We start from the raw sequence: 22,749 nt of genomic DNA on the forward strand, positions 1-22,749 counted from the left end.
ATTTCTTTTCTAATCTTTACAAGCTTATTTAGCCTTCACATTTACACTTTCTATTGGCCCCAAATAACTCGGTTTTAGTCCTCCTGCATCAATCACAAATTTTTGAAAAACAATACCTGGATCAATCATCCATATTTTGAGAGTATGCTTGCCTGGCTTATCCATTTTATGCGTTGAGTTTTTTATTTTGATATGATCGCCAACCGATTTTGACCACCAATCTGCATATTCATAATCTGGTTTAACTTCACCTTCGTTCATATTAATGATTTGCGGTTGTCCCTCATCAATAGAAATAGCATATCGCAATCCGTCTTTTTTATGGAAGTCTTGAGTTGGCGATAAGTAAGTTTCGATTGCTAAATTTCCTTCTTTGAAAACAGTAAAATCATATTCAATACTTGGTGAATTAGGACTCAAAGTTTGTCTGTTTGCCGTTACAGGCTCAACAATAATTGACGAATCCGTTCTTCCGAAATTTGGAACTACCGTCCAATGAACCTCTTTGGAGTCTGTTTTTCTAGTAAAATTTGCAGCTTCGAATGCTATTACGCCTTCATTTTCTACAAAACCTGATGCTTTTGAAAGCGTGTAGTGTATAGGAACTTTAACCACATATTCTTTTCCAGTTCCGGATATAATGATTTCGCCAATAATATCTTTTTTCGGTGCTTTTTCCCAATCAATACTTACATACACTTTTTCGTCAAACTGTATGGTTCCTTGTTCCTTGGAAAGCTTAATCCAATTGTCTTTTCCTTTAATGGTATAGTTTAACTTTTCCTCGCCTCGATTGATGATATCAACATAATAATTCTGGTTATTGATTGGATCAAATTGTGGCAGTTCCTCACTAAAAGCCCATTGTGCCTCCACACCAAGCCATCCCCATTGTGGTTTTTTTCCATATTCCAACAAATAGCCCAATTCAGCTGGTTTGTGAATTTGAACATAAGAAACAGCAGGCATCATATTCAATGGAGGGTGATCCCAATACGTATAACCAATATGGGTTTGTGACATCATATGGTTCCATTTTCCGTCTTTTAGTTCATGGTAGGCTTTTGCTAATTCAGCATCTTTTTCGAATAATTCTTTTACTTTATCCGCATAGTAATTTGCAGATGCTGCACCACGCTCGCCATAATATTTGTTTTTAGCTGCAGCAACATACATTTCGTTAACGTTTGCAGACATTTCAATTGGAGAAAGCACCAATTGATAAAATGCCGTTTTATATTTTTCTGCAAGCTTTCCATAAACTTTTCTGCTCTTTTCGACCAGTGTATTGTATTCGTCAACAATTCTATCTGCTTCTCTATAATTTTCAAGGCTATAGGTATTTGGCGTTACCATTTCTGGAGTACGTCTAGCATTGTATTTTGTATAAAGTGAAAGCAGTTCTGCAATTTCATTAGTATATTCATTACCAAATTGCTGCTTTGACCAATTGGCATAGTACTTTGGCAAATCTTCGGCTTGAATGGCATCTGGGTTCCAAGCATAATCCATAAAAAAACTGATAGGCAATTCCATAGGCTTGATATCGCCAACATTCGCTATCCATAAATTTTTCACACCGTGTTCATATGTGAGTTTCATTTGTTCCCAAACCCGCTCAATTTGGGTAGTGTTCAGCCATTTGTATGAAACCGGAGCACCCACATAATCAAAATGATAATACATACCGTATCCACCGGAACGATTTAAATCTTCTTTTTTAGGAAGATAGCGTATGTTTCCCCAGTTATCATCACTGAATAGAATTGTTATATCATCATCTACCCGCATTCCTTTATCATAGTAATCCTGTACCTCTTTATAAATAGCCCATACTTGAGGTGTTTTTTCGGCTGGTTTGCCTGTTACCTCGGCAATAATTTCACGCTGATCTTTAATGATAGTTTTCAAAAGATCCACAGCAGTTCCTTCAGACATTCCTGCATCGCCATCGCCACGCATTCCAATAGTAATAGCGCTTTCATAGTTTTTGTTCCGTTCAACTCCTCCTCGCCAAAAGTATTGAAGTTGCTTTTTATTGGTTTGATAATCCCAAGCACCTCCTTTGAACAACGACCATTCATTATGAGCTCGCATCATCGGTTCATGATGACTAGTTGACACAACAATTCCAAATTCATCGGCCGTTTTAGGATTCAATGGATCATCGACGTTAAACATAGTAGGCAACCACATTGAAGGCCATAAGTAGTTGGCTCTGTTTCGCAAAAGCAATTCGAATATTTTTTCATAGGTTTTGTGGTTAATACCTCCAAATTTTTCAACTGCCCAATTTCTGAATGACGGTGATTCATCGTTTATGAATATTCCACGGTATTTTACCGCTGGTCCATTCGAAACATAGTTGCATTTTTCAAGATATATTTCATCCTTTTTCACAATCGGTGCATCTGCCCACCAATACCAAGGCGAAACTCCAATTTCTTTGGAAATGCTAAAAACCCCATAAGCAGCTCCTCTACGATCACTTCCAACTATAACTAAAGCCTTTTTTACCCCAGGAAATGGGTTATCAACTGTTTGAATACTAAAACTTTCCCATTGTCCTTTAAGAGCGTCAAGGTTTATTTTCTTTTCAACAACTAATTGGTTTATCATACGATTGTTGCCAATTGTTCCAATGATAATAACATTATTCTCCTGCAAATTATCAGCAAAAGAAACGACTGGTCGCTTACCTGAAACTTTCTCAATGTCGTCTGCAAAAAAATCGGACGCTTTTTTTACTAATATGTTCTCTGAGCTGTCGTAAAAAATAGCGGCAACATCTCTCTTTCCAACAATTGAAAAATTAGCGTTTTTTTTATCAATGGTGTTGCTTACAATTATTTGGGCAAATGATAAATAAGGCAATAATACCAGCAGTATTAAAAATCTTTTCATTATTTATTTTTTAAAACATTTTCTAAAATTTCTCAATAAATGGTTTTATTGATTTATTAGTAATTAACACAAACCCCCTATATTATTTAGAAGCTTTATTTTCTGATAGCGAAAGCATTTTCTCTGCATATCGTTTACCTAATTCTCTGTATCCCGCAGCATCAAAATGTAAATTATCTTTACCGTCAGTACATCCTTTAGATGAAATCACGTATGAATTAGGAATAGTTTCTGGAAGTGTGGCAATAATTTTATTCATACTGGCGCATATACCGCCTTGATCGGCATTAACGACTTCTCCTGCTAATAGTGGTACTTTTTTGGGATCTAGATTCAAATCTTTCATTAGATTGTCATACACTATTTTGACCTTTTTTGTCCAAAGGGTATCATTTGTGTTCGATTCTCCTTGATGCAATAAAATCCCTTTTATCACACCACTTTTCTGAGCAATTTTCGCCATTTCAACTAACCTTGCATAAGGATTTCCATCATACTCTTTGACCATCCCTTTCATCCAATCAGGAGCTGAAGTCATATAGTTTTCATATTTATCCTTGTCAAAAAGTTCTATTTTACAACCTCCAACAGCTACATTAATGATTCCAACTTTGACTTTTTTAGGAAGACTTTCTACCAATGTTCTTCCAAAATAATCCGTGAGTGTCAAACCTGTCTTACAACGACATAATGGTGGAACGGCTGTGTACCATTTCCCCATTTCACGACCCAATTCTGGACAATTTACCGCTTCTAAAACCTGAAAACGGCCATCAACTTCAACGGTATCTTGCGGTTCTATTTTAGCCGCTCCCTCCATATTGGATTGTCCAAAACTCAAATAAATTTGAAAATTTTTATCCTGTGAATAGGAATGTTGACCAGCCAAGATTAATACCACAGCTAAAACATAATTTCTAATTTCTTTTTTCATCTTTTTTATTGTTTGTTTTTTTATAATGTAATGTGGTCGAATAGCATAAAATAAAATACAATCCTATTGTTATTTAAATAAATCTAAATCTATCATTTCGCCCATTCTTTTATACCCCAATTCATTTGGATGCAAAAAATCATTATCGTGCATATTGGATAAAATAGTCTTAGAGTCAGGTTCTGAAACCATTGCTTTATCAAAATCAATTACAGCATCAAAACCGCTGTTTTTATTTCGGATCCACGCATTTACAATATCTCTTGCTTCTTGTTTGAATGGAGCGTCATAAAAAGATTTTGCAAACGGCAAAATAGTACAGCCGTATACTTTAATTCCTTTAGTATGTGCCTTTTCAATCATTACTTTATAAGCATCAATAAGTTCTTGTGCTCTAACTGGGGCATCTTCGGCTTTTCTAATTCCTCCAATATCATTTATTCCTTCGAGTAAAACCAACCATTTTACACCTTCTTGAGATAATACATCTCTATTAAAACGATCTAATGCCGTTGGTCCTAATCCGCCACGAACCACACAGTTTCCTCCAATTCCTAAATTCAAAACTCCAATATTCTCTGTACTTTTATTGGCTAACAAACGAGCTGATACTATATCGGTCCATCTATTTTGTTTATTTGTTCCTGATCCACGACCGTCAGTAATTGAATTTCCTAAACATACTATGGTCGCCGATTTTTTAGTAGCAATGACATCCAATCCCATAATAGAATACCAATGATCTGTTTTTACTGCTCCAGCAAAATCTACATTATTTACCTGATCTCCTTGCAAAATATAAGAAGTGGTGCGGGAACCAGGATGTCCTGATGTTTTTTGAGAAGTAACTCCATAATGAATGGTAATAGCTAAAAGCTGATTGGGCTGCAATGCAAAATCAAAAGCATCTGAAAACACTTCCTGCTTCGGATTCATTGTTATACCAGCATTTCCATTGAAGCTAAGAATCTTTTGAGTTTTTCCATCAATGGTTGATCCCTCAACAACATTGGCTACACTCACTGATTTTAAAACTGTAGCTTCATCACTAAAAATATTCGAAAAACGCAATCGCATACGCTTTCCTCCTATTGAAACTCTTATAATTTGTCGAAGAGTATTATCCGTAAGGCCTGGAGCTGGAGGCATATTGTTTGGTTCAACTAACATCTGAGCGGTAGCCCAAGTGCCCACCCAATTTTGATTAGTTACTTTCTCGGTTGTTACTGTTTGATTGGATTTGCATCCCAAAACAAAAATGAGAAGACTAAAAAACAAAAAACATTTGATATGTTGCTTTTTCATATTTTATATAAATTATTTTGCATTATGCTGGTTGGGTATTGGTCCAAAATAGCTCGGATAATTGTTGTCAGGATTTACCACTATTTTTTCAACCACTATTTCAGGATCGATCATAATTACTTTCAGGGTATGAATTCCGGCTTCTTTGACATCCAATTCAAAGTCAAGCCAACGCATATTATCAAAAATCTCATTTCTGCGGAATTGTCCTGCACCAATCAGCGCAATATTTTTATTGAGTAGTGGATAGGGTTTCAGAGCAGATGATCTGGCTAAAATTTCAGGTGTGTATTCTTTAAATTCATCGTAAAATCCTTTTCTCGCATCCAATACTTGAGGCGTTTGATTATCCAAAGCCACAGCAATTCTTAACCCGCGTTGTGGAAACACATCCTGTGTAGGAAGGATACCCAAACAAACCGTAGTTTTTCCAGTTTTTGGCAGTAATAGTTTGTACTCCAGTGTGGCTCCATCGGTTGCTGCAGAACTCGGGGCTGTTACAGGGGATATTCCCATATTGGCTTTGCCTTTTCCTAAATCAGGAAGGACAATCCATTTTGCATTTTTACTGGGTTTATTGGCGTTGAATTGATAGGCTGGAATGGTGAATTCCCCTGTAAAATTACCAAAAAATGGTTCTTTCACTTTTGGTATAGCTGCTTTTACAGCATTCACAGATACTGCTATAATTTCATTGTCTTTTTTGATTTCGACAATGCCAGTTGATGTTCCTTCGGACAATTTTTCCCAATCAACATCTACCATAATTCGAGCATCTTTCTCTACTTTTCCTTTGTTGATACTTAATTTAATCCAAGGCTGATTTCCTTTTGCTTCAAACTCAAAAGAACCTGTCCCACGATTGAACACATCTATGTAATACGATTGCTTTTTGAGTATATCAAAAACAGGAAGTTGAGGCTTTTCTTGACTTCCCGGCCAGGCTGCTTCAGAACCTTCAACAGCAATTCCCATTGTAGGTTCGGCAAGTGGAGTCACTTCTTTTAATTCGGGTAATTTATTTTCTCTTGGCATTTGCCAACTGGTATAACCGATATGAATATCTGACATCATATTTTTCCATTTCCCATTAGACATCGGACCATTGTAATAATCACTCAATTTTTTATCAAGAGCGAAAAGATCTCTTGCTCGCTGGGCATAATCGTTGGCACTTACCCTACCTTGTTTGGCGTAAAGTTGATTTTTACCCACAGAAAGATACATTTCAGCAACTCCAGCAGAAGCCTTTGTTGGATATAGTACTAATTGATAATAAGTGTCTTTTAATTCGGGTGCAATTTTTGCTTCTAATACTTCGGCTTTTTCTGCAACGTCTCGCCAAAGTTGGAGCATTCGATCCGCTTCATTATGATTTACATAACTAAAAATTTGAGGTGTTTGGACTTCCGCCTTTCTCAAAAGATTGTATTTAGAATATTTAGAAACAATATCGGCGATTTCTTCGGCCTGTTCTTTGCCAAAAATACCTTTAGCCCAGTTAATCGTATATTCCATTGTTTTGCTTGCAGGATAAGCATCCGGATTCCAGGCAAAGTGCATAATGAAGTCAATAGGAAGTTCTTTCGGTTTCAAATCTCCCACATTAACGATCCAAATACGGTCAAGTCCACTTTGGTATGCCAAATTGAATTGCTCTTGAAGTTTAGGAATAGTAGTCGTATTTACCCATCGATCGTTATTGGGACCTCCATTCATATCGATATGATAATACAATCCACTTCCGCCTTTTCTGTTTTTTTCTTTTGGAGGCGCAATGCGTCGGGTGTAGCCCCAATTATTATCACAAAACAATAACGTAATGTCATCGGGAACATTGAAACCTGCATCATAGTATCTCTGCACTTCCGTAAAAATTGCCCATAATTGCGGATGATTGGCAGGATCGTCATTGTACACTTTTTGAATGATTTCACGTTGACTTTTTATTACATTCTCTAGAGTTTTAATATTGTCAAGATCATTTCCTTTTCCCATAGCTACATCACCATCACCACGCATACTCATAGTAATCAGGTTGTCATAATTCTTATTACGATTAAGTCCTTCAAACCAGAATTTCTCAAGGTTGGCACTATTGGTAACAAAGTCCCAAGCACCTATTTCCTGCTTGCGTTTCGTATATTCTTTTTGCGAACGCATCATTGGTTCGTGATGGGAGGTTCCCATTACAATTCCGTATTCGTCAGCCAAAACCGGGCTCATTGGATCATCTTCGTTAAACGCGTTACCCCACATAGCTGGCCACAGGTAATTGGCTTTCAAACGCAAAAGCAATTCAAACATATTTACATACATTTTGGAATTAACACCTCCAAATTTAGCATTAGCCCAACCCGTAAAAGAAGGCGATTCATCGTTGATAAAAATACCACGGTATTTTACTTTAGGAGATTCCTGAACATATCGACCTGCTTTTACATATAATTGATTGCTTTTTGTAGCGGGAACGTCAGCCCAAAAATACCAGGGAGAAACGCCTATTTTTTCACAAATGTCATAGATTCCATAAATCGTTCCGCGTTTGTCGCTTCCGGCAACTACTAACTGTCCATCTACTGTTTGAATTAAAAAAGATTCCCATTTTCCTTTTATGCTTGAAACATCAATTTTTTTAGTAGCAATTAATTCATCAATAATCCTGCTTTTACCAATGGTTCCTACAATAATTGAGCTTTTTTCAGGTTTTGTGCTTTCAACGACTGGAGAGGCAATTCCGGTTACTTTTCGAGCATCATCACCAAGATCTTTTGCAGCACGAATCACACCTTTCCAATCATTTGGATCAACATAAATTGAAGCCGATTTACCATTCGCAACAATTGTAAAAGCATTCGACTCCATATGATGTAAAACATAATTAGTCGGAGTTCTCTGGTCGCTTTTTTTAATGGATTGACCAAATGCACTTGCCACTAAAAACAATAATAGTGACAGCGAATAAAATTTTATTTTGGATTGAAGATCCATATAATTAATAATTTAATTTTTTTTTTTAAAATTTGTGATGATTCAGTACAAAATGTTATTGACATTATCGAAGCTGCATTCCTATTTTGGAAGTCTGAGATTATAGCTGAACAAGCATCGGGTATTTGAATTCTTACTTTTCAGGAACATTCAAAACGGCTTCAAAAGCAGGTTTTGGTTTTTTATTTCTATCAAATAACAACGGATAATTCGTTCTTTTATCAATGGGGTAATCATTTTTCCAAGACATTCCGTCGTGTAATCCCCATACTGTAACACGATCTATTTTATCTCTTTTTTTATAAAAAATCTCAAATAATTGAGCATATCTATCGGCCAATGCTTTTTGTTGAGCTTCTGGCAATTCTTTTGGATAGGGATCTAAAAATGTCTTGAACTCCTCTAATTGAAACTGCGGATGCAACATTCCCGTACCAATAATTTGTCCCTCTTTGGTTAAAGGCAATACATCTATATCTAACTCTGTAATCATTACTTTTACACCAAGAGAAGCAAAAGAATCTATGGCAGCTTCAATATACTCTGTTTTAGGATAATTAAGTCCCCAATGTCCTTGAATACCAACACCATCAATTCTTATTTTTTCTTTTTGAAGCATTCTTACAAGACGCATAATACCATCTCTTTTTTCTGGTCGCCAAACATTAAAATCATTATAATAAAGTTCGGTGTTAGGTGCATATTCACTAGCAAACTTAAAAGCATTTTTGACTAATTCATCTCCGCTACCCACACTTTTTACCCAAGCTGTTGTACTTCTATAGGATCCGTCATTATCAATTACTTCATTCACCACATCCCAAGCTTGTACTTTCCCAGCATATCTTCCTGCAACTGTTTTGATATACTCACGCAAGCGTTCGATTTGAGCTTTAGGTGTATTAGGATTTCCATTTTTATCTTGAAAAAACCAAGCTGGAGTTTGATTGTGCCAAACTAAAGTATGTCCTATCGTAAACAAATGATTTTTTTGACCAAATGCAACATAGTCATCTGCTGGTTTAAAATTATAAATTCCCGGTTCAGGATTTATAACCTCCGCTTTCATTACATTTTCAGGTGTAATGGTATTAAATTGCTCTAAAATAATTTTTTGTGAAACAGTATCTTTCCCTGAAGAAACTTCTTCATTAACAGCACACCCCATTAAAAAAGCATCTTTATAAGCACTTTCTAATGTCATGGCGTTTTTACTTTCATTCGTTTTTGTAGTACAACCTGCTAAAACTAAAATAATTAGAATTACACTTAAAAAAGATAGTTTTTTTTTCATATTGATTTTTAAATTACAACCGATTGTGTAAATATATAAAATATTATTGCTTAGCTTATCTATTCTACTTAATTTATTTGGTGTTAAATGATGTAATCCTACTATATGTTATCCTATTTTGCCACTGAAACTGTTTTCAAAAATTCACAGAATTTATTTATTGAGACTTGTCTCAATAACAGATTTGTAGGCTTGCTTAGGATTCAACTCTCCATCAAACAAAAGCGCATCTTGCCCCCTGCGCCAAGACTTTGTATCGCTCAGTCCCCAGAAAGTTACACGGTCGATTACATCTGAATGTCGCATAAAAATTTCGAACAACTTTTTATATACTTCAGCTTGTTTTTGATAGTTCTCAGCCGGGATTTTTTTATCCCCTTGATTTACACCCATAGCCCCACTATTATCACCTGTTGCTGTAACATCAAGTTCAGTAATAGAAACTCTCAAGCCCAAAGACGCATAGTTTTCTATAGCTTTTTCAACGTCAGCAAGGTTAGTGTCCAAGTGCCAATGTCCCTGAATTCCGACACCATTGATTGGAGCACCTTCTGCGATGAGTCGTTTGAGTAGCAACATAGAACTTGCATGTTTTCCTTTGTTTTCAACTGCGCCCTGCTCAATGTTATAATCATTATAGTATAACTGAGCAGCAGGATCCACTTCATGTGCCCACTTAAAAGCCAGAGGCAACACTTCGGGACCAACGTATTTATACCAACTGAAAGTACGAAGATTTTCTGTTTTACCGTCACCACCATCGGCAATCGATTCATTAAACACATCCCAGCCAATAACACGCCCTTTGTATCTTCCAGCCACAGTCATGATATGTTTTTTTAAACGTTCTAAAACGACTTCTTTACTCGCGATCGGACCTGTAATCTCCCCCCTGTTGCGGCGAGGATTATTAGTACCAGTTGTTGGTGTAGTGGTAGGTGGGGCAGGTGCAACAGGTGGTACTATTTCTCCAGTAGCTGAACTTTTATCCTGAAAGAACCATTGCGGTGTCTGACCATGCCAGCCTAATGTATGTCCCCAAACCTTTAAACCATTCTTCTGACACCAATCAACCATTGCATCGGTAGTCACGAAGTTGTATATATCCTCGGAAGGATGAATTGGCTGCGGTTTCATACAGTTTTCTGGAGTAACAATGTCGTATTGTGTTCTAATACTTGCCTGATAGGCCTCGGAATTCGATCTCAAATCATCGGCACATCCTATCAAAAATTTTCCTTTAAATGCTTGTTTCAAAGTCTTTAGAGGCGTCGAATTGCTATTTTCTTGAGCAAAAAGACTGGCAGTCAGCACTCCACTCAAGATAAAGCTTGTAATCCATTTATTTTTAATCATAATTTTATTTTTTAAATTTATAAAAAAAAGTCTGTTTATACTTTGGTTGATTTGCCTGTTTTCTTCCGCATTTGAATTTTTATAATCCCAAAAACGAAATACTTGAAGCTTGTTTTTGTATTTATTCAATAACCGATACAACTAATTCATTGCAGCCAGAAGAAATTATTTTACCGGAGATAAAACAAGAGTCACATCATTTCCATTGATTGTAAAAAAAAGTTGAATCGTTTCAGCCTTTGTTTTATCGGCATCGCTCCCTTTTATTTTGCCTTTTATTTGGATTGGATTGCCCATAATGTCAATAGAAAAAGAAAGGTCTTCACCTTTAATTACACCATTGGATATTGGTCTATCACTTCCATCTGGGCCTTTTGAGGCACCAGTTAATTTTTCACCTTCCACTTTAAAGGTATAATTGATTTCGAATTGGTCATTAACCGTTCCTTTCCAGTTTCCGGTAATATCCTGAGCATATCCAAAGGTTACAAATGCCATTACCATAAATAAAGTTGTTACTGTTTTTTTGATCATAATAGTTAAATTTTTAATATTAATAATTAAGTTAATTAAATACCCATTTCCATATTGAATAATGTGATTTCTATCTTTTGGACGTTAAACTTATTCCTTCGGCTGTTAAAGTGATTGGTTTTATGCTTCCATCTGGATTGAAATAAAGATATTCAGCACATACTTGTCGTCGGCAATCACCTCCCGGAGTTCCGTCTAATGGATAGGCTCCATCATGATAAAAGAAATACCATTGTCCTTTGAACTCAATTACCGCAGGATGAATGGTAAATCCGTGTTTTGCTGCTCCAGTGACAAATCCGCCATACGTCCAAGGCCCAGTGATTTTAGCTGCCGTTGAGTAACACATTTGTTCAGGTTGTACACCGGGAGCATCAGCCGCATATACGTTATAATAGAGATTATTTCGCTTGAATAACCAAGGTCCTTCGGAATAATTTTTAAAAGGAACTTTCGTAATGGCACCATCCAATTCGACCATGTTTTTGTTCAATTTTACCATATAACAATCTCCATTTCCCCAAGCTAAATAAGGGGTACCGTCATCGTCAATGAAAACAGTGGGGTCAATATCTGAATTTGCTCTATGCGAATCGGTTGTCATTGCATCCGTAATAAGAGGTTTTCCAGGAGTTGCTTCTTTGAAAGGTCCTGTTGGAGAATCACCGACCGCTACTGTAATAAAATGACCTTCTTTTCTATCCAAAGTAACATAGAAGTAATATTTTCCATTCTTCTCCACTACTTGAGATGCCCAAGCCGAGTTGCTATTGGCATTCAAAAAATCTTTTGCTGCCAAAACAGAACCGTGCGCTGTCCAATGTTCCATATCAGTAGTGGAATAACAAAGCCATTGGGGCATATTAAACCATCCACCAGGTGTAGCTTTATCTTGCCCGACATATACATAAACGGTATTGCCTACAACCAGTGCAGTAGGATCTGCAGTAAAGGCATCTGTAAAAAGGGGGTTCTGTCCAGCGACTCTTGGCAAGGCCTCTCCAGAAATTTTCACTTCGTCAATTGCTCCATCCAGTACGGCGAGATTATTAGCAGAACCACTAGGAAAACCACGACCAATTACCCATAATCCAGCATCACTTCGCATAGCTGGACCATTAAAAATTATAGAATTTGATTTACTAAAGTCTTTTTCTGATGAAAGTTTTACATAAATAGTTAGTGTCGTTTTATCTTTTTTGTTATCATAATTTGCCTGTGCACGAACATCATACCATTGTCCTGCTTCAACAAATTCGCCTGCAACAATTCGGCGTGACTCACCATCAGCACACATCATTTCTACAAAATATTTCTTTTGCATATTGTCAAAACCTATGGAAACATCTCCCCCTAACTGACCATTAGCACCTTCTTTACAGAGAAATACTTGTTCGGTTCCTAAAAGATTACACATTAAACTGGCCTCGATTGCCCAACTTTTTCGCATATCATAATAAGCTAAAGGTCTATAAAAAGTAACTACATATTCACCACGCTTTATCGCTAGTGAACGGGTATTGGGTTTTCCATCTACTACAGCAGTTGGAACATTTTCAGAAAAGACATTGGGTGATGGTTTGCTTCCACGAACTTGTAAATAGTTTCCTTTGCCTGAATCGTCATAAACATAAGGTTGTGGGGTACTTGGACCACGGTCAGTCGCAGTCAAAGGTTGCCCTACAGCAGCAATTGAAAGAGTATCATCATTTAGATGTTTAATTTGTTCAAAACGCCAATGGGCTAATACTTCCCTTTGAGCATACACATCAATGGAACTTAAACCAAAGAGGAAAACGTTAAAAAGCAGTGCCCTAATATGTTTATGATTTCTTATCATTTAGATTCGACTTTTTTATTACAATTACTCTTTATTGAATATCCAATAGTCGAAATTAAATAATTCGCGACCTGCAGTAATGTTGTGACCATTAAAGCAAAAATAAATATCGTGTGTTCCTTTAATCTCTTGTGTGATTTTGGACGAAATGGTCTTAAATTTCTCCCAACCTCCAGTGCGAGGCACATCTATCGAAGCTATAATTGGCCCCTTAATACTGTCCGCACGTACCTCTAAAATACCACCATCAAGACCTGCAGCGATAGAAGCCGAAAAAGATTTAGGAGATTGATTTTCAAAATTAACTTCTCGTACTTTAATATGCCCTTTTAGGCGAGCAGATGAAACAAATACTCCAATCTTGTCATTTTGAGAAATGGAACATTTTTCTGACCAAGCCATTGTTTCTGCTTCCACGCGTTTGAAAGGGTTTATGGAACCAACTGGTTTTACACCTTCTTTTGTAGCAGTGACTGCGGGAATAGTTCCGTCTTCATTGTAATTAAATTGCTCTACGCTTGAAGCTCTTCCATAACTTCCACCGTTAGGCAAATGTCCTGTATGGTAAAAAACATAAGAGTTGTTTTTGTAATCAATAATTCCACCGTGATTGGTAAAACTATTGGTTTTTTGGTCTTCCATTATTTTTCCTTGGTATTTCCAAGGACCTGTCGCATCATCGCTCATAGAGTAAGAAAGTGTTTCACCTCCTTTTCCCATACCAGCAAACATCATGTAATATTTATTTTTTCGTTTGTAAAACCAAGGGCCTTCTATAAAAGTATCTTTATTTTCAATGCCTAGTTTTCTATTTTCTCTATTTCCGCCAAAGGTTTCATTGTTTAAAGGAACGGTAACAATATCGCCAGAATAAGAAATCATATCTTTGTTTAACTTCACATAAAACAAACTACCATTTCCCCAATACATGTAGGCCTGACCATCATCGTCAATGGCAACTGTAGGATCTATGTTTGACCAGCTTCCATTTATAATTAATGGTTTACCAATGGCATCCTTGAAAGGTCCAGTCGGACTATCAGATACTGCAACACCTATCGCCATATCATTTTTATCGCTCTGCGCACAGATGTACCAATAAAATTTACCATTACGCTCAATGCATTGCGCTGCCCAAGCCCGATCGCGAGCCCAGCTGAAGGATTCCAACGAAATGGGAACTCCGTGATTGGTCCAGTTGACCATATCAGTTGATGAAAATACTCTCCATTTAGTCATATAATAAAAATCAAAACCTGGAATATCATCTCCTGTATAGGCATAAACTGTTCCTTTGTAAACCATTGGCGCAGGATCTGGAGAAAAATTAGTTTGTATGAAAGGGTTTTGCGCTGAAGTTTGTGCTACAAACGCAAAGGAGAAAATGAACACTAAAAATTTTAATTTTTTCATAAACTACATTTTATATGATTTTATTCAATTGGCAAATCAAAGATTTATTGTAAAATTTGGCACTCCAAAAGATACCTAACAGGTTTTGAAAACCTGTTAGGATTTAGCATTAAAAAATCAATCCGTTAGAATCCCAACTATTGATTTGCATTATGTATTAATTAGGCTTTGCATCATTTGTTGAAGTAGCATATAACCCAACCAATGCCCCTGTAAAACCTCCAGCAACATTAGTTGAAAGAATATCTCCAGAAACTGAGCCTCCTAAATTTGTAAAATCAACCCCATTGATTGAATAACTAAATTCATAACTATCTCCTACTGCTTTCACTTGTAAACGAACCGGTTTTTTGATGTCTATTTTACTACTTGCAATAATTTTAGATGCTCCTTTTTCTGTTCTCTCCAATAAAACATAAGTGTCATTTCCTTTTTTGGTTACTCCAAAAACATAATTGAATTTCTCGTTTTGCAAGCATACGATACCTGCCAAATCTTTTTCGGAAGCAGGTTTATATTCCATTGTTGTGGCGAATGAAAAACTATTGTGTTGTTGTCTGTGAAAAAGTGTAGAAGTAGGTTTAACTTCTTTAATGTTTACGGCAAATGGATTGATTTGTAATCCTTTTTTAGTTATCGTAGCAAAATTTTCGCGTGGCCCTCTCAAACCAATCCATCTGTAATCTAATTTTTGAGAAGTAAAGTTTTCTGTAAACGTGAAATTACCATTAGGGAAAAATCCATCTTTACCTGTTTTGTTCTCAGTAACTCCTTTAGGCATTTTTAATTTTGGTTCCAAAGGAACTAATCCATTTTCGAAAACAGGAAACTCTCCAGACCAATCCACAGGTAAAATAAACGTTTCACGACCTGCATTTACCCTGTCTTTTTCATTTGGGCGAATTCCTAAAAACACTCCATAATACTTATCTCCAGGCCCTTTAACTAAATCGGCATGTCCAGCCCAATCAAATTTATTGGCTCTTTCTCTTGGAAAATAACGTTGTGTTAAAATTGGATTACTTGATGCAGGAATAAATGGCCCTTTTGGACTATTGCTTTTGAAAATTACTTCACTATGATTACCTCCTGTACCTCCTTCGGCACACATTAAATAATAACTACCGTCTTTTTTATACAAATGCGGTGCTTCAATCCAAATAGGTTTTTTCGAAAGATCTACTCCTCCATCCACTATGATTTTGTCAGTTCCAGGAATTACTTTATCTGTGGCAACATCATATTCCCAAACTTTAATTACACGGTGACCATTGTATAATTCTTTTCCTTGGTCTGGAGCATCATTGTGAACGATGTACCCTTTTCCATTATCATCAAAAAATATGGAAGGATCAATTCCTCCAAATCCTAATTTAATTGGACTTCCCCAACCTTTCATGGGATCTTTTGTTTTTACGATAATGTTTCCAAGATTTCCTGAAAATGCGGTTACAATCATATAAAAAGTATCATTGTGTGGATTGTAAGTTATTCCCGGAGCATAAACTCCTGCACTAATACCGGTATCGTGTGGATTGAATTCATTTACATTATTTAAAACACCTCCTAAATCAGTCCAGTTCACTAAATCTTTAGAATGAAAAATTGGCACTCCGGGAAACATCGCAAAGGAAGAACATACCATATAATAATCATCACCTTTTTTAGTTATCGCTGGATCTGGATAACATCCTTGCAAAATTGGAGTGTAAAACTCATCTCCTTTTAATGGATTCTTTTTATAAATTTGATCGTCTCCTTGATAAACCACTTTTGAAAATACTGCTGGATTTTTAGAAGTGCTTTTTTGAGCTTGTCCATTGACTCCAGTTAGCACAAACAAAGCCATAATGGTAGATAAAAATAATAATGTTGTGTTTTTCATTTTTTAAAATATGTGTGTTAATAATTTTTTACTTTATTGGAACTTTATCCAATCAATCTCAACCTGATTATCCTCTTTCGAAACAACGAACAAATTTTGAATCCCAGAATCAAACTTTAACAATGGTGATTTCACTTCAACCCATTTACTGTTTTTAGGAACTGTAACCTCGGCAATAACAGATCCATCGATTCCCTTTGTACGAATTTGTATTGCTCCTCCTTTTTCTGAAAAAGCTTTTATAGATACTGATTTCAATTTTTTATAGCCAAAATCAACCGTATTATATTGCATCCAAGAATTTGCTTGATTAAAAGTTGTTTTCCAACCCATAAAAGAATTGGAACTGTCTAAAAAAGAATTTGAAATCCCTTTATCACTCATTTTTGAATATCGATCGATTTGAATTTGATCTGTCGCCATAGTAATTCCAACCCCTCTTAAAGTAGGAATGACTTTTTGAATGCTCCCATCTGGATTGAAATGCAAATAATCAGCTCTGATTGATCTTGCTTTATCAAACTGGGGAGACAAATCGTTATGATGATAAAACAAATACCACTCTTTTTTGAATTCAATGATGGATTGATGGTTTGTCCAGCATCCTGTTGGAGATTCATCCATAATGACACCAGCAACTTTAAAAGGCCCCAATGGATTATCGGCAGTGGCATATTCCAATCGCTCAATTTTATTTTCAACATGAGGATAAGTCAAGTAATAAATTCCGTTTCTTTCAAATAAATAAGGGCCTTCTTTTAGTCCTTTGGTTGGAAGATTTTCGATAGTTTTTACCTCTGAATCCAATTCCGTCATATTCTCTTTTAACTTGGCTACAAAAACATTTCCACTAGACCAATACAAATAGGCCTGATTGTCTTTATCAATAAATACATTAGGATCAATTCCTCTAATTCCTTTTATAGGATTAGGTTCTGGAATGTAAGGACCTTCAGGCTTATCGGCAATTGCCACTCCTACCGTAAAACCTTTTTTATAATTAATGGTGTCTTTTGGCGTACTTGGAAAATAGAAATAATACTTACCATTTCTTTCAATACAATCTGGAGCCCACATACTATAACTATCAGGCTTCACCCAAGGCACTTTATTTTGTTGCACTATCATTCCGTGATCGGTCCAATCGGTTAAGTTCGCCGAAGAAAACACATGATAATCCTCCATACAAAACCAGTCTTTACGACCTTTCCCTTCGGTGGCCAATATGTCATGAGAAGGAAAAACATAAACTCTGTCTCCAAATACTCTTGCAGAAGGGTCAGCGGTGTATTGATCTTGAATAAGAGGGTTTTGAGCAAAAGAAATTGTGCTAATAAAAATCAGCATCATTTCGATTTTAAAAATTGATTTAAAGTTCATCCTATTTTTTTTAGTACTCCCTTCTTAATTGACCATTAACACACCTCCATTACAAGGAATTGTTATTTCAACTAATTGGTTTTTGTTCATTTTTACCGTACTCACTTTCCCGATTAATTTGTCATCATCACTATATTGCTTTAATTCAGAACCTGCAGAAATCATTGGTAATTTCATTTTAACTTTCAGGGTTTCCTTTTGAGCATTTACACCAGCTATATACCATTTTGCTCCTTTTCGACGAGCAAAAACCACATATTTCCCTGGATAACCATCTAAATATCTTACTTCATCCCAAGTTGTTGGTACTTCTTTCATAAAGTTTATGGCCCAATCAGGAGCGTCCGTTAGGTTGTTTGGTGCTAAAGCAAAATGCTGAACTCCACTTTGAAATAGTACTGCTGTGGCTAGAGCATAAACATCTGAAGTCATTCGTTTTGAACCTTTATTTGGCGTATTTTCACTATTGTAAAATTCATTTAAAGCACTACCTCCAAAATCCATGCTTCCTACCACATTCCGAATAAAAGTATGAATCGAGGCATTTTTGGCTTCATTATTACAACTTCCTTGACCAAAATATAAATTTTCACTAGCCAAAACAGCTTCACTTGCAGCATAATTTGGATACATACGTTCCCAACCTCTAGGCAAAGTACAACCATGAAAAATAACCATTATGCCAAAATCATTGGCATCGGCTAGAATGTCTTCGTATAGCTTTATGGTTACTTGTTTGTCTCCTCCAAAAAAATCTACTTTGATTCCTTTTACTCCAATACTTTTCATCCAAGCCATTTCTTTACGGCGAATAATGGTATTGTCCATAATTCCTCTTGGGCCTTGAGGCGCATCATTCCAATAGCCATTAGAATTGTACCATAAATACAAACCAACTCCTTTACTCGCACCGTATTGAGCTAACTCCGTGATTTTATCTTTGCCTATTTGCGTGTCCCACAAGGCATCAACTAAAATGGTTTCATACCCCATTGCAGCACTAAAATCGATATATTGCTTTTGTACTGGAAATTTGGTATTGTTATCCATTTTCATAATCCAACTCCAAGATCCTTTTGTATATTTATACTCTTGAGAAGCTTCGTATTTTGGTTTAACCAAGTCAAACGGAATAGTTGTTTCTACGATTGGAGCCAATGTTTCGCCAATTGTAATTGTACGCCATGGAGTTTCACCCATAAGCGGTATTCCTGGTGCAGTTGTTCCATTACCATTATTTTCACCCGCCATAGGAAATCCAATAGTATATAATCCTTTTTCTTGACCTATTAACCTGCTTCCACAATAACCACTATCAACTCCTGTTTCGGAAATTAAAACCCATCCATTATTATTTACTTTAAAAAGACAAGGAAATGTGTATCCCTCTCCTGTTCCATTTTTTCCCATTGGAGCATCCAAAGTATAGGACGTTTCATAACTTGGCATTGTTCTGGCAAAACCTACCATTGATTTACTCTGTGGACACAAGAAAGTAGTGGTTCCTTCTGGTAGTGAAAATCCAGAAACTTCTTCTTGAACTATACAAGAACGGGCTTCTTTTTGTGGATAAACCTTATATTTAAAACCCAAGTTATTATTGCTTAACCTAAAAATCACATCGATAGCTTTCTTACCGTCTTTAGTAAAAGAAAATACAGCTTCGTTAGCAACATAATGCACTTTGCTTTGCTTTATATTAGGTAATTCATAGGTTTCATCAATTTTGTTTTGAATCACATTGGCTTCTAAAACTAATCCTGAAGTAAAATCACCAACATTGGTTTTCAAACCGAGTGGAGATTTTTCTAAGAATGCTTTCCCATTAAAAGAGACACTGTAAGTTGGTAGTCCATTATTTAGAGAAACTGACACAGTAAGTTTCTCATCAGGGCTTTTCACAACCGATTGCGCATTTAAGGCAAAAAAACTGAACATACAAAAGCATAAAATATTTTTAAAGCTCATAATAGATTGGTAACTAATTAGCATACTTTTTTTTATTTATTTATTTTATTCTTACTATTTATAGCAATACAACAAATTTAGACTAGATTTTCTTATATAGGTTTAATTGGTGTTACTTATTTTTAAAAAAAATAAAAACGACCTACTCAAACACTATAAACAACTTATAATAAGTGGCTTATAATTATTTAGAAAACTTCCAATAATCAAAAAACATAATTTTGCTTGCAGATTTTCCCTTATACACAAAATAAACATCATGTATTCCTGATACTTTTTTGACATCTGTTGTAACTAATGCCCATCTGTCATTTCCTCCTGTCATTGGGACTTTTACGGTTCCTATCAATTCTCCATCTATACTATCCAATCGTATTTCCATAGACACATTGCTATTATGAGTTGTGCCTAGACGTGCTGTGAATTTTGAAGCTCCTTCTTGGCGAAAATCTACCGTTTTCACTTTTGTAAAGGCATCATTTTTCATCGCTGTGATAAAAACGCCTACTTGTTCGTTTTGCATTGACTTCACTTCTTTTGACCAAGCCATTGTTTCAGCTTCGTTTTTAAGATAAGGATTAACCGTTGCTAAACTTTTTTTAATTCCCTCGGTCATGTTCATTTGTTTGACAGTGCCGTCAGGACTGAATAATAATTCTTCAACCGCTACGGAACGAGTAAAACCTCCACCTCCAGGCAAGGCTCCATTATGATAGAAAAAATAAGACTTCCCTTTAAAATCAATAACTCCCGGATGGTTTGTAAAACTTCCGCCTTGAGTAGGCATTACAATACCTTGATACTTCCATGGTCCTAATGGAGTTTTGCTTGTAGAATACCCAATATGTTCTGAAATTGGCCCTGCTGCAAAGAACAAATAATACAATTTATTTCTCTTATACAACCATGGCCCTTCCTCATAAGTTGTAGGTCTGCGGGCATCTTCTTTGCCTTCGCGTTTTCCAAAGGACTCGATTGAATTTGGAAATGTTTGTATCGCTCCATCATAGGAAATCATGTCTTCATTTAATTTCACATAATTACAGACAGGATTTCCCCATAAAAGATACGCTTGTTTATCATCATCAATAAAAACAGTTGGATCAATATCGGCATTACTATTTTGGATTAGAGGTTTACCCAAAGGATCTGTAAAAGGACCATAAGGACTATTGGCAACAGCTACTCCAATACCATTTTTACCTTGATTATCGGTTATTGGCGCATATAAATAAAACTTACCCTCTCGCTCTATGCATTGAATTGCCCAAGCATTCATCTTTGCCCAGCTAAAATTTTTATAGGATAGTACCGAACCGTGATCTGTCCAATTGACCATATCTTCGGTGGTGTATAATTTCCAGTCATTCATGGTAAACCAAGTAGATTCGTCTTCGTCGTGTGATGTATATAAATATACTTTGCCATTATACACCATTGGCGCAGGATCGGCAGTATAATTGGTTTGAACGATAGGGTTTTGCGCCATTCCTAGCATCGGAATTACCAATGATAGTAAAAGACTGGTTTTTTTTAAATTCATATTAATTTGTATTTTTTATTGAACATATACTGATTATGCAACACCATTATTTAAACATCCACCAATCTAAATTAAACAACGATGCTCCACCTCCTTTAAAAACAAAAACTACATTATGTACTCCTTTTATTTTTTTGATCTTAGAATTAAATTCTTTCCAAGTACCTAAACCGCCTGTGCTTTTGATATCGCAAACACCTAGAAGTTCACCTTCTTTAGTATCTAAACGGATTTCTATTTTACCTCCCTTTATAGAAGCTGCACTTACTTGAAATCTTTTTGCTCCTTTATTAAAATCAACAGCTTGAACTTCTATGTAATCGTTGTTGTCAATTTTAGTCACAAACACTCCTTTTTCAGTAGTTGCATCCGACTTTACACCTTCACTCCATGCCATAGTTTCCCCTTCGACACGTTTAAAAGGGTTGATTGTTCCAACAGCTTTCGGGCCATCCACAGACCAATAAGGAAGTGTTTGTATCGTACCATCTGGATTATAAATGATTTCGTCCATATCGACAGAACGTCTTTCATAAAATGTAGTAGTTTCTCTTTTTAAAAGATCATAACTATGCCCAAAAACATAGGATTTACCTTTGTAATCAATAATTCCGGGATGATTTCCTCTGGTTTTCTCACTCGCTTCTACCACCATTCCTTTATATTCCCATGGTCCTGTTGGAGAATTACTCATGGCATATCCAATACCTTCTGGACAACAAGTTGACGCATAAGACATATAGTAATGTCCTTTACGTTTATACATCCAAGGGCCTTCTTGATAGTTCTTTGGTTTTGTAGGTTCTTTGACTATTTCACCTGAAGTAGAAATCATGTCTTTATTTAATTTCACGTAATATACATCCGGATTTCCCCAGTATAAATAAGCTTGTCCGTCGTCATCAATAAATGGACTTGGGTCAATATCATTCCACAAATGATTGTCTTCAATCAGTCGTTTTCCTAGTGGATCTTTAAAGGGTCCATATGGACTATCTGAAACTAATACGCCTATTCCTTGTCCGTGCATGGGAGCATAAAGATAAAATTTCCCGTTTCTCTCTATGCATTGAATCGCCCAAGCTCCATTATCTGGTTTTACCCAACTAAAATCTTTCAAAGAGGCAACAACGCCATGCTCAGTCCAATTCACCATATCCGTTGAAGTATAAAGCAACCAATCTATCATTTTGAATCCCTTTGCATCATCCTCATCGTGTGAGGTATACAAAAACACGGTATCATTGTGTACCATCGGCGCAGGATCAGCAGTATACTTTGTTTGAATAATGGGCTTTTGCTTAATAGTGCTTTGCGCAATCCCATTGAAAACTGCCACTAAAAACAAGCAAAATGTGATCGTATAATTTATTTTTTTATTCATTTTTTTATATTTTAAATA

General features: G+C 36.0%; 14 protein-coding genes. All 14 read right to left on the bottom strand.

The window, feature by feature from the left end; all coding sequences use genetic code 11:
* Positions 1–24 precede the first annotated feature (24 nt).
* Positions 25–2,904 (bottom strand): glycosyl hydrolase 115 family protein, encoded by a 2,880-nt coding sequence (locus tag OZP15_RS14055; RefSeq protein ID WP_281336438.1) that lies wholly within the window; start codon positions 2,902–2,904, stop codon positions 25–27.
* A gap of 82 nt (positions 2,905–2,986) precedes the next feature.
* Entirely contained in the window at positions 2,987–3,838 is an 852-nt protein-coding gene (locus tag OZP15_RS14060; protein ID WP_269226078.1) for a sialate O-acetylesterase, read from the bottom strand.
* A gap of 69 nt (positions 3,839–3,907) precedes the next feature.
* Positions 3,908–5,143: an SGNH/GDSL hydrolase family protein gene (locus OZP15_RS14065; RefSeq protein ID WP_281336439.1), complete on the bottom strand. Its 1,236-nt coding sequence runs from the start codon at positions 5,141–5,143 to the stop codon at positions 3,908–3,910.
* Between the two features lie 12 nt (positions 5,144–5,155).
* Entirely contained in the window at positions 5,156–8,134 is a 2,979-nt protein-coding gene (locus OZP15_RS14070) for a glycosyl hydrolase 115 family protein (protein ID WP_281336440.1), read from the bottom strand.
* Positions 8,135–8,267: 133 nt separating this feature from the next.
* Positions 8,268–9,428, bottom strand: a complete 1,161-nt coding sequence (locus OZP15_RS14075; RefSeq protein ID WP_281336441.1) for an endo-1,4-beta-xylanase — start codon at positions 9,426–9,428, stop codon at positions 8,268–8,270.
* Between the two features lie 153 nt (positions 9,429–9,581).
* A complete protein-coding gene (locus OZP15_RS14080; RefSeq protein ID WP_281336442.1) occupies positions 9,582–10,913 on the bottom strand; it encodes an endo-1,4-beta-xylanase in 1,332 nt (443 codons plus the stop codon).
* Between the two features lie 36 nt (positions 10,914–10,949).
* Positions 10,950–11,318, bottom strand: a complete 369-nt coding sequence (locus OZP15_RS14085) for a hypothetical protein (RefSeq protein WP_281336443.1) — start codon at positions 11,316–11,318, stop codon at positions 10,950–10,952.
* Positions 11,319–11,388: 70 nt separating this feature from the next.
* On the bottom strand, positions 11,389–13,158 hold the full coding sequence (locus OZP15_RS14090) for a family 43 glycosylhydrolase (RefSeq protein ID WP_281336444.1): 1,770 nt from the start codon (positions 13,156–13,158) through the stop codon (positions 11,389–11,391).
* A gap of 24 nt (positions 13,159–13,182) precedes the next feature.
* The gene (locus OZP15_RS14095; RefSeq protein WP_281336445.1) at positions 13,183–14,571 is read right to left on the bottom strand and encodes a glycoside hydrolase family 43 protein; all 1,389 of its coding nucleotides are present in this window, start codon (positions 14,569–14,571) and stop codon (positions 13,183–13,185) included.
* 157 nt (positions 14,572–14,728) lie between these two features.
* The gene (locus tag OZP15_RS14100; RefSeq protein ID WP_281336446.1) at positions 14,729–16,456 is read right to left on the bottom strand and encodes a glycoside hydrolase family 43 protein; all 1,728 of its coding nucleotides are present in this window, start codon (positions 16,454–16,456) and stop codon (positions 14,729–14,731) included.
* A gap of 33 nt (positions 16,457–16,489) precedes the next feature.
* Positions 16,490–17,836, bottom strand: coding sequence for a family 43 glycosylhydrolase (locus tag OZP15_RS14105; protein ID WP_281336447.1), 1,347 nt, complete (start codon positions 17,834–17,836; stop codon positions 16,490–16,492).
* A gap of 24 nt (positions 17,837–17,860) precedes the next feature.
* The gene (locus OZP15_RS14110) at positions 17,861–19,774 is read right to left on the bottom strand and encodes a glycoside hydrolase family 97 protein (protein WP_281336448.1); all 1,914 of its coding nucleotides are present in this window, start codon (positions 19,772–19,774) and stop codon (positions 17,861–17,863) included.
* 214 nt (positions 19,775–19,988) lie between these two features.
* Positions 19,989–21,347: a glycoside hydrolase family 43 protein gene (locus OZP15_RS14115; protein ID WP_281336449.1), complete on the bottom strand. Its 1,359-nt coding sequence runs from the start codon at positions 21,345–21,347 to the stop codon at positions 19,989–19,991.
* 46 nt (positions 21,348–21,393) lie between these two features.
* Positions 21,394–22,731, bottom strand: coding sequence for a glycoside hydrolase family 43 protein (locus OZP15_RS14120; RefSeq protein WP_281336450.1), 1,338 nt, complete (start codon positions 22,729–22,731; stop codon positions 21,394–21,396).
* Positions 22,732–22,749: the final 18 nt, after the last annotated feature.

The sequence above is a fragment of the Flavobacterium eburneipallidum genome (assembly GCF_027111355.2).
Taxonomy (GTDB): domain Bacteria; phylum Bacteroidota; class Bacteroidia; order Flavobacteriales; family Flavobacteriaceae; genus Flavobacterium; species Flavobacterium eburneipallidum.

What these genes read in the sequence shown, in the direction of transcription:
- OZP15_RS14105 (WP_281336447.1), bottom strand. Translation starts at nt 17,836, where the DNA reads ATGAACTTTAAATCAATTTTTAAAATCGAAATGATGCTGATTTTTATT.
- OZP15_RS14090 (WP_281336444.1), bottom strand. Translation starts at nt 13,158, where the DNA reads ATGATAAGAAATCATAAACATATTAGGGCACTGCTTTTTAACGTTTTC.
- OZP15_RS14075 (WP_281336441.1), bottom strand. Translation starts at nt 9,428, where the DNA reads ATGAAAAAAAAACTATCTTTTTTAAGTGTAATTCTAATTATTTTAGTT.
- OZP15_RS14095 (WP_281336445.1), bottom strand. Translation starts at nt 14,571, where the DNA reads ATGAAAAAATTAAAATTTTTAGTGTTCATTTTCTCCTTTGCGTTTGTA.
- OZP15_RS14085 (WP_281336443.1), bottom strand. Translation starts at nt 11,318, where the DNA reads ATGATCAAAAAAACAGTAACAACTTTATTTATGGTAATGGCATTTGTA.
- OZP15_RS14110 (WP_281336448.1), bottom strand. Translation starts at nt 19,774, where the DNA reads ATGTTCAGTTTTTTTGCCTTAAATGCGCAATCGGTTGTGAAAAGCCCT.
- OZP15_RS14115 (WP_281336449.1), bottom strand. Translation starts at nt 21,347, where the DNA reads ATGAATTTAAAAAAAACCAGTCTTTTACTATCATTGGTAATTCCGATG.
- OZP15_RS14055 (WP_281336438.1), bottom strand. Translation starts at nt 2,904, where the DNA reads ATGAAAAGATTTTTAATACTGCTGGTATTATTGCCTTATTTATCATTT.
- OZP15_RS14100 (WP_281336446.1), bottom strand. Translation starts at nt 16,456, where the DNA reads ATGAAAAACACAACATTATTATTTTTATCTACCATTATGGCTTTGTTT.
- OZP15_RS14065 (WP_281336439.1), bottom strand. Translation starts at nt 5,143, where the DNA reads ATGAAAAAGCAACATATCAAATGTTTTTTGTTTTTTAGTCTTCTCATT.
- OZP15_RS14070 (WP_281336440.1), bottom strand. Translation starts at nt 8,134, where the DNA reads ATGGATCTTCAATCCAAAATAAAATTTTATTCGCTGTCACTATTATTG.
- OZP15_RS14060 (WP_269226078.1), bottom strand. Translation starts at nt 3,838, where the DNA reads ATGAAAAAAGAAATTAGAAATTATGTTTTAGCTGTGGTATTAATCTTG.
- OZP15_RS14120 (WP_281336450.1), bottom strand. Translation starts at nt 22,731, where the DNA reads ATGAATAAAAAAATAAATTATACGATCACATTTTGCTTGTTTTTAGTG.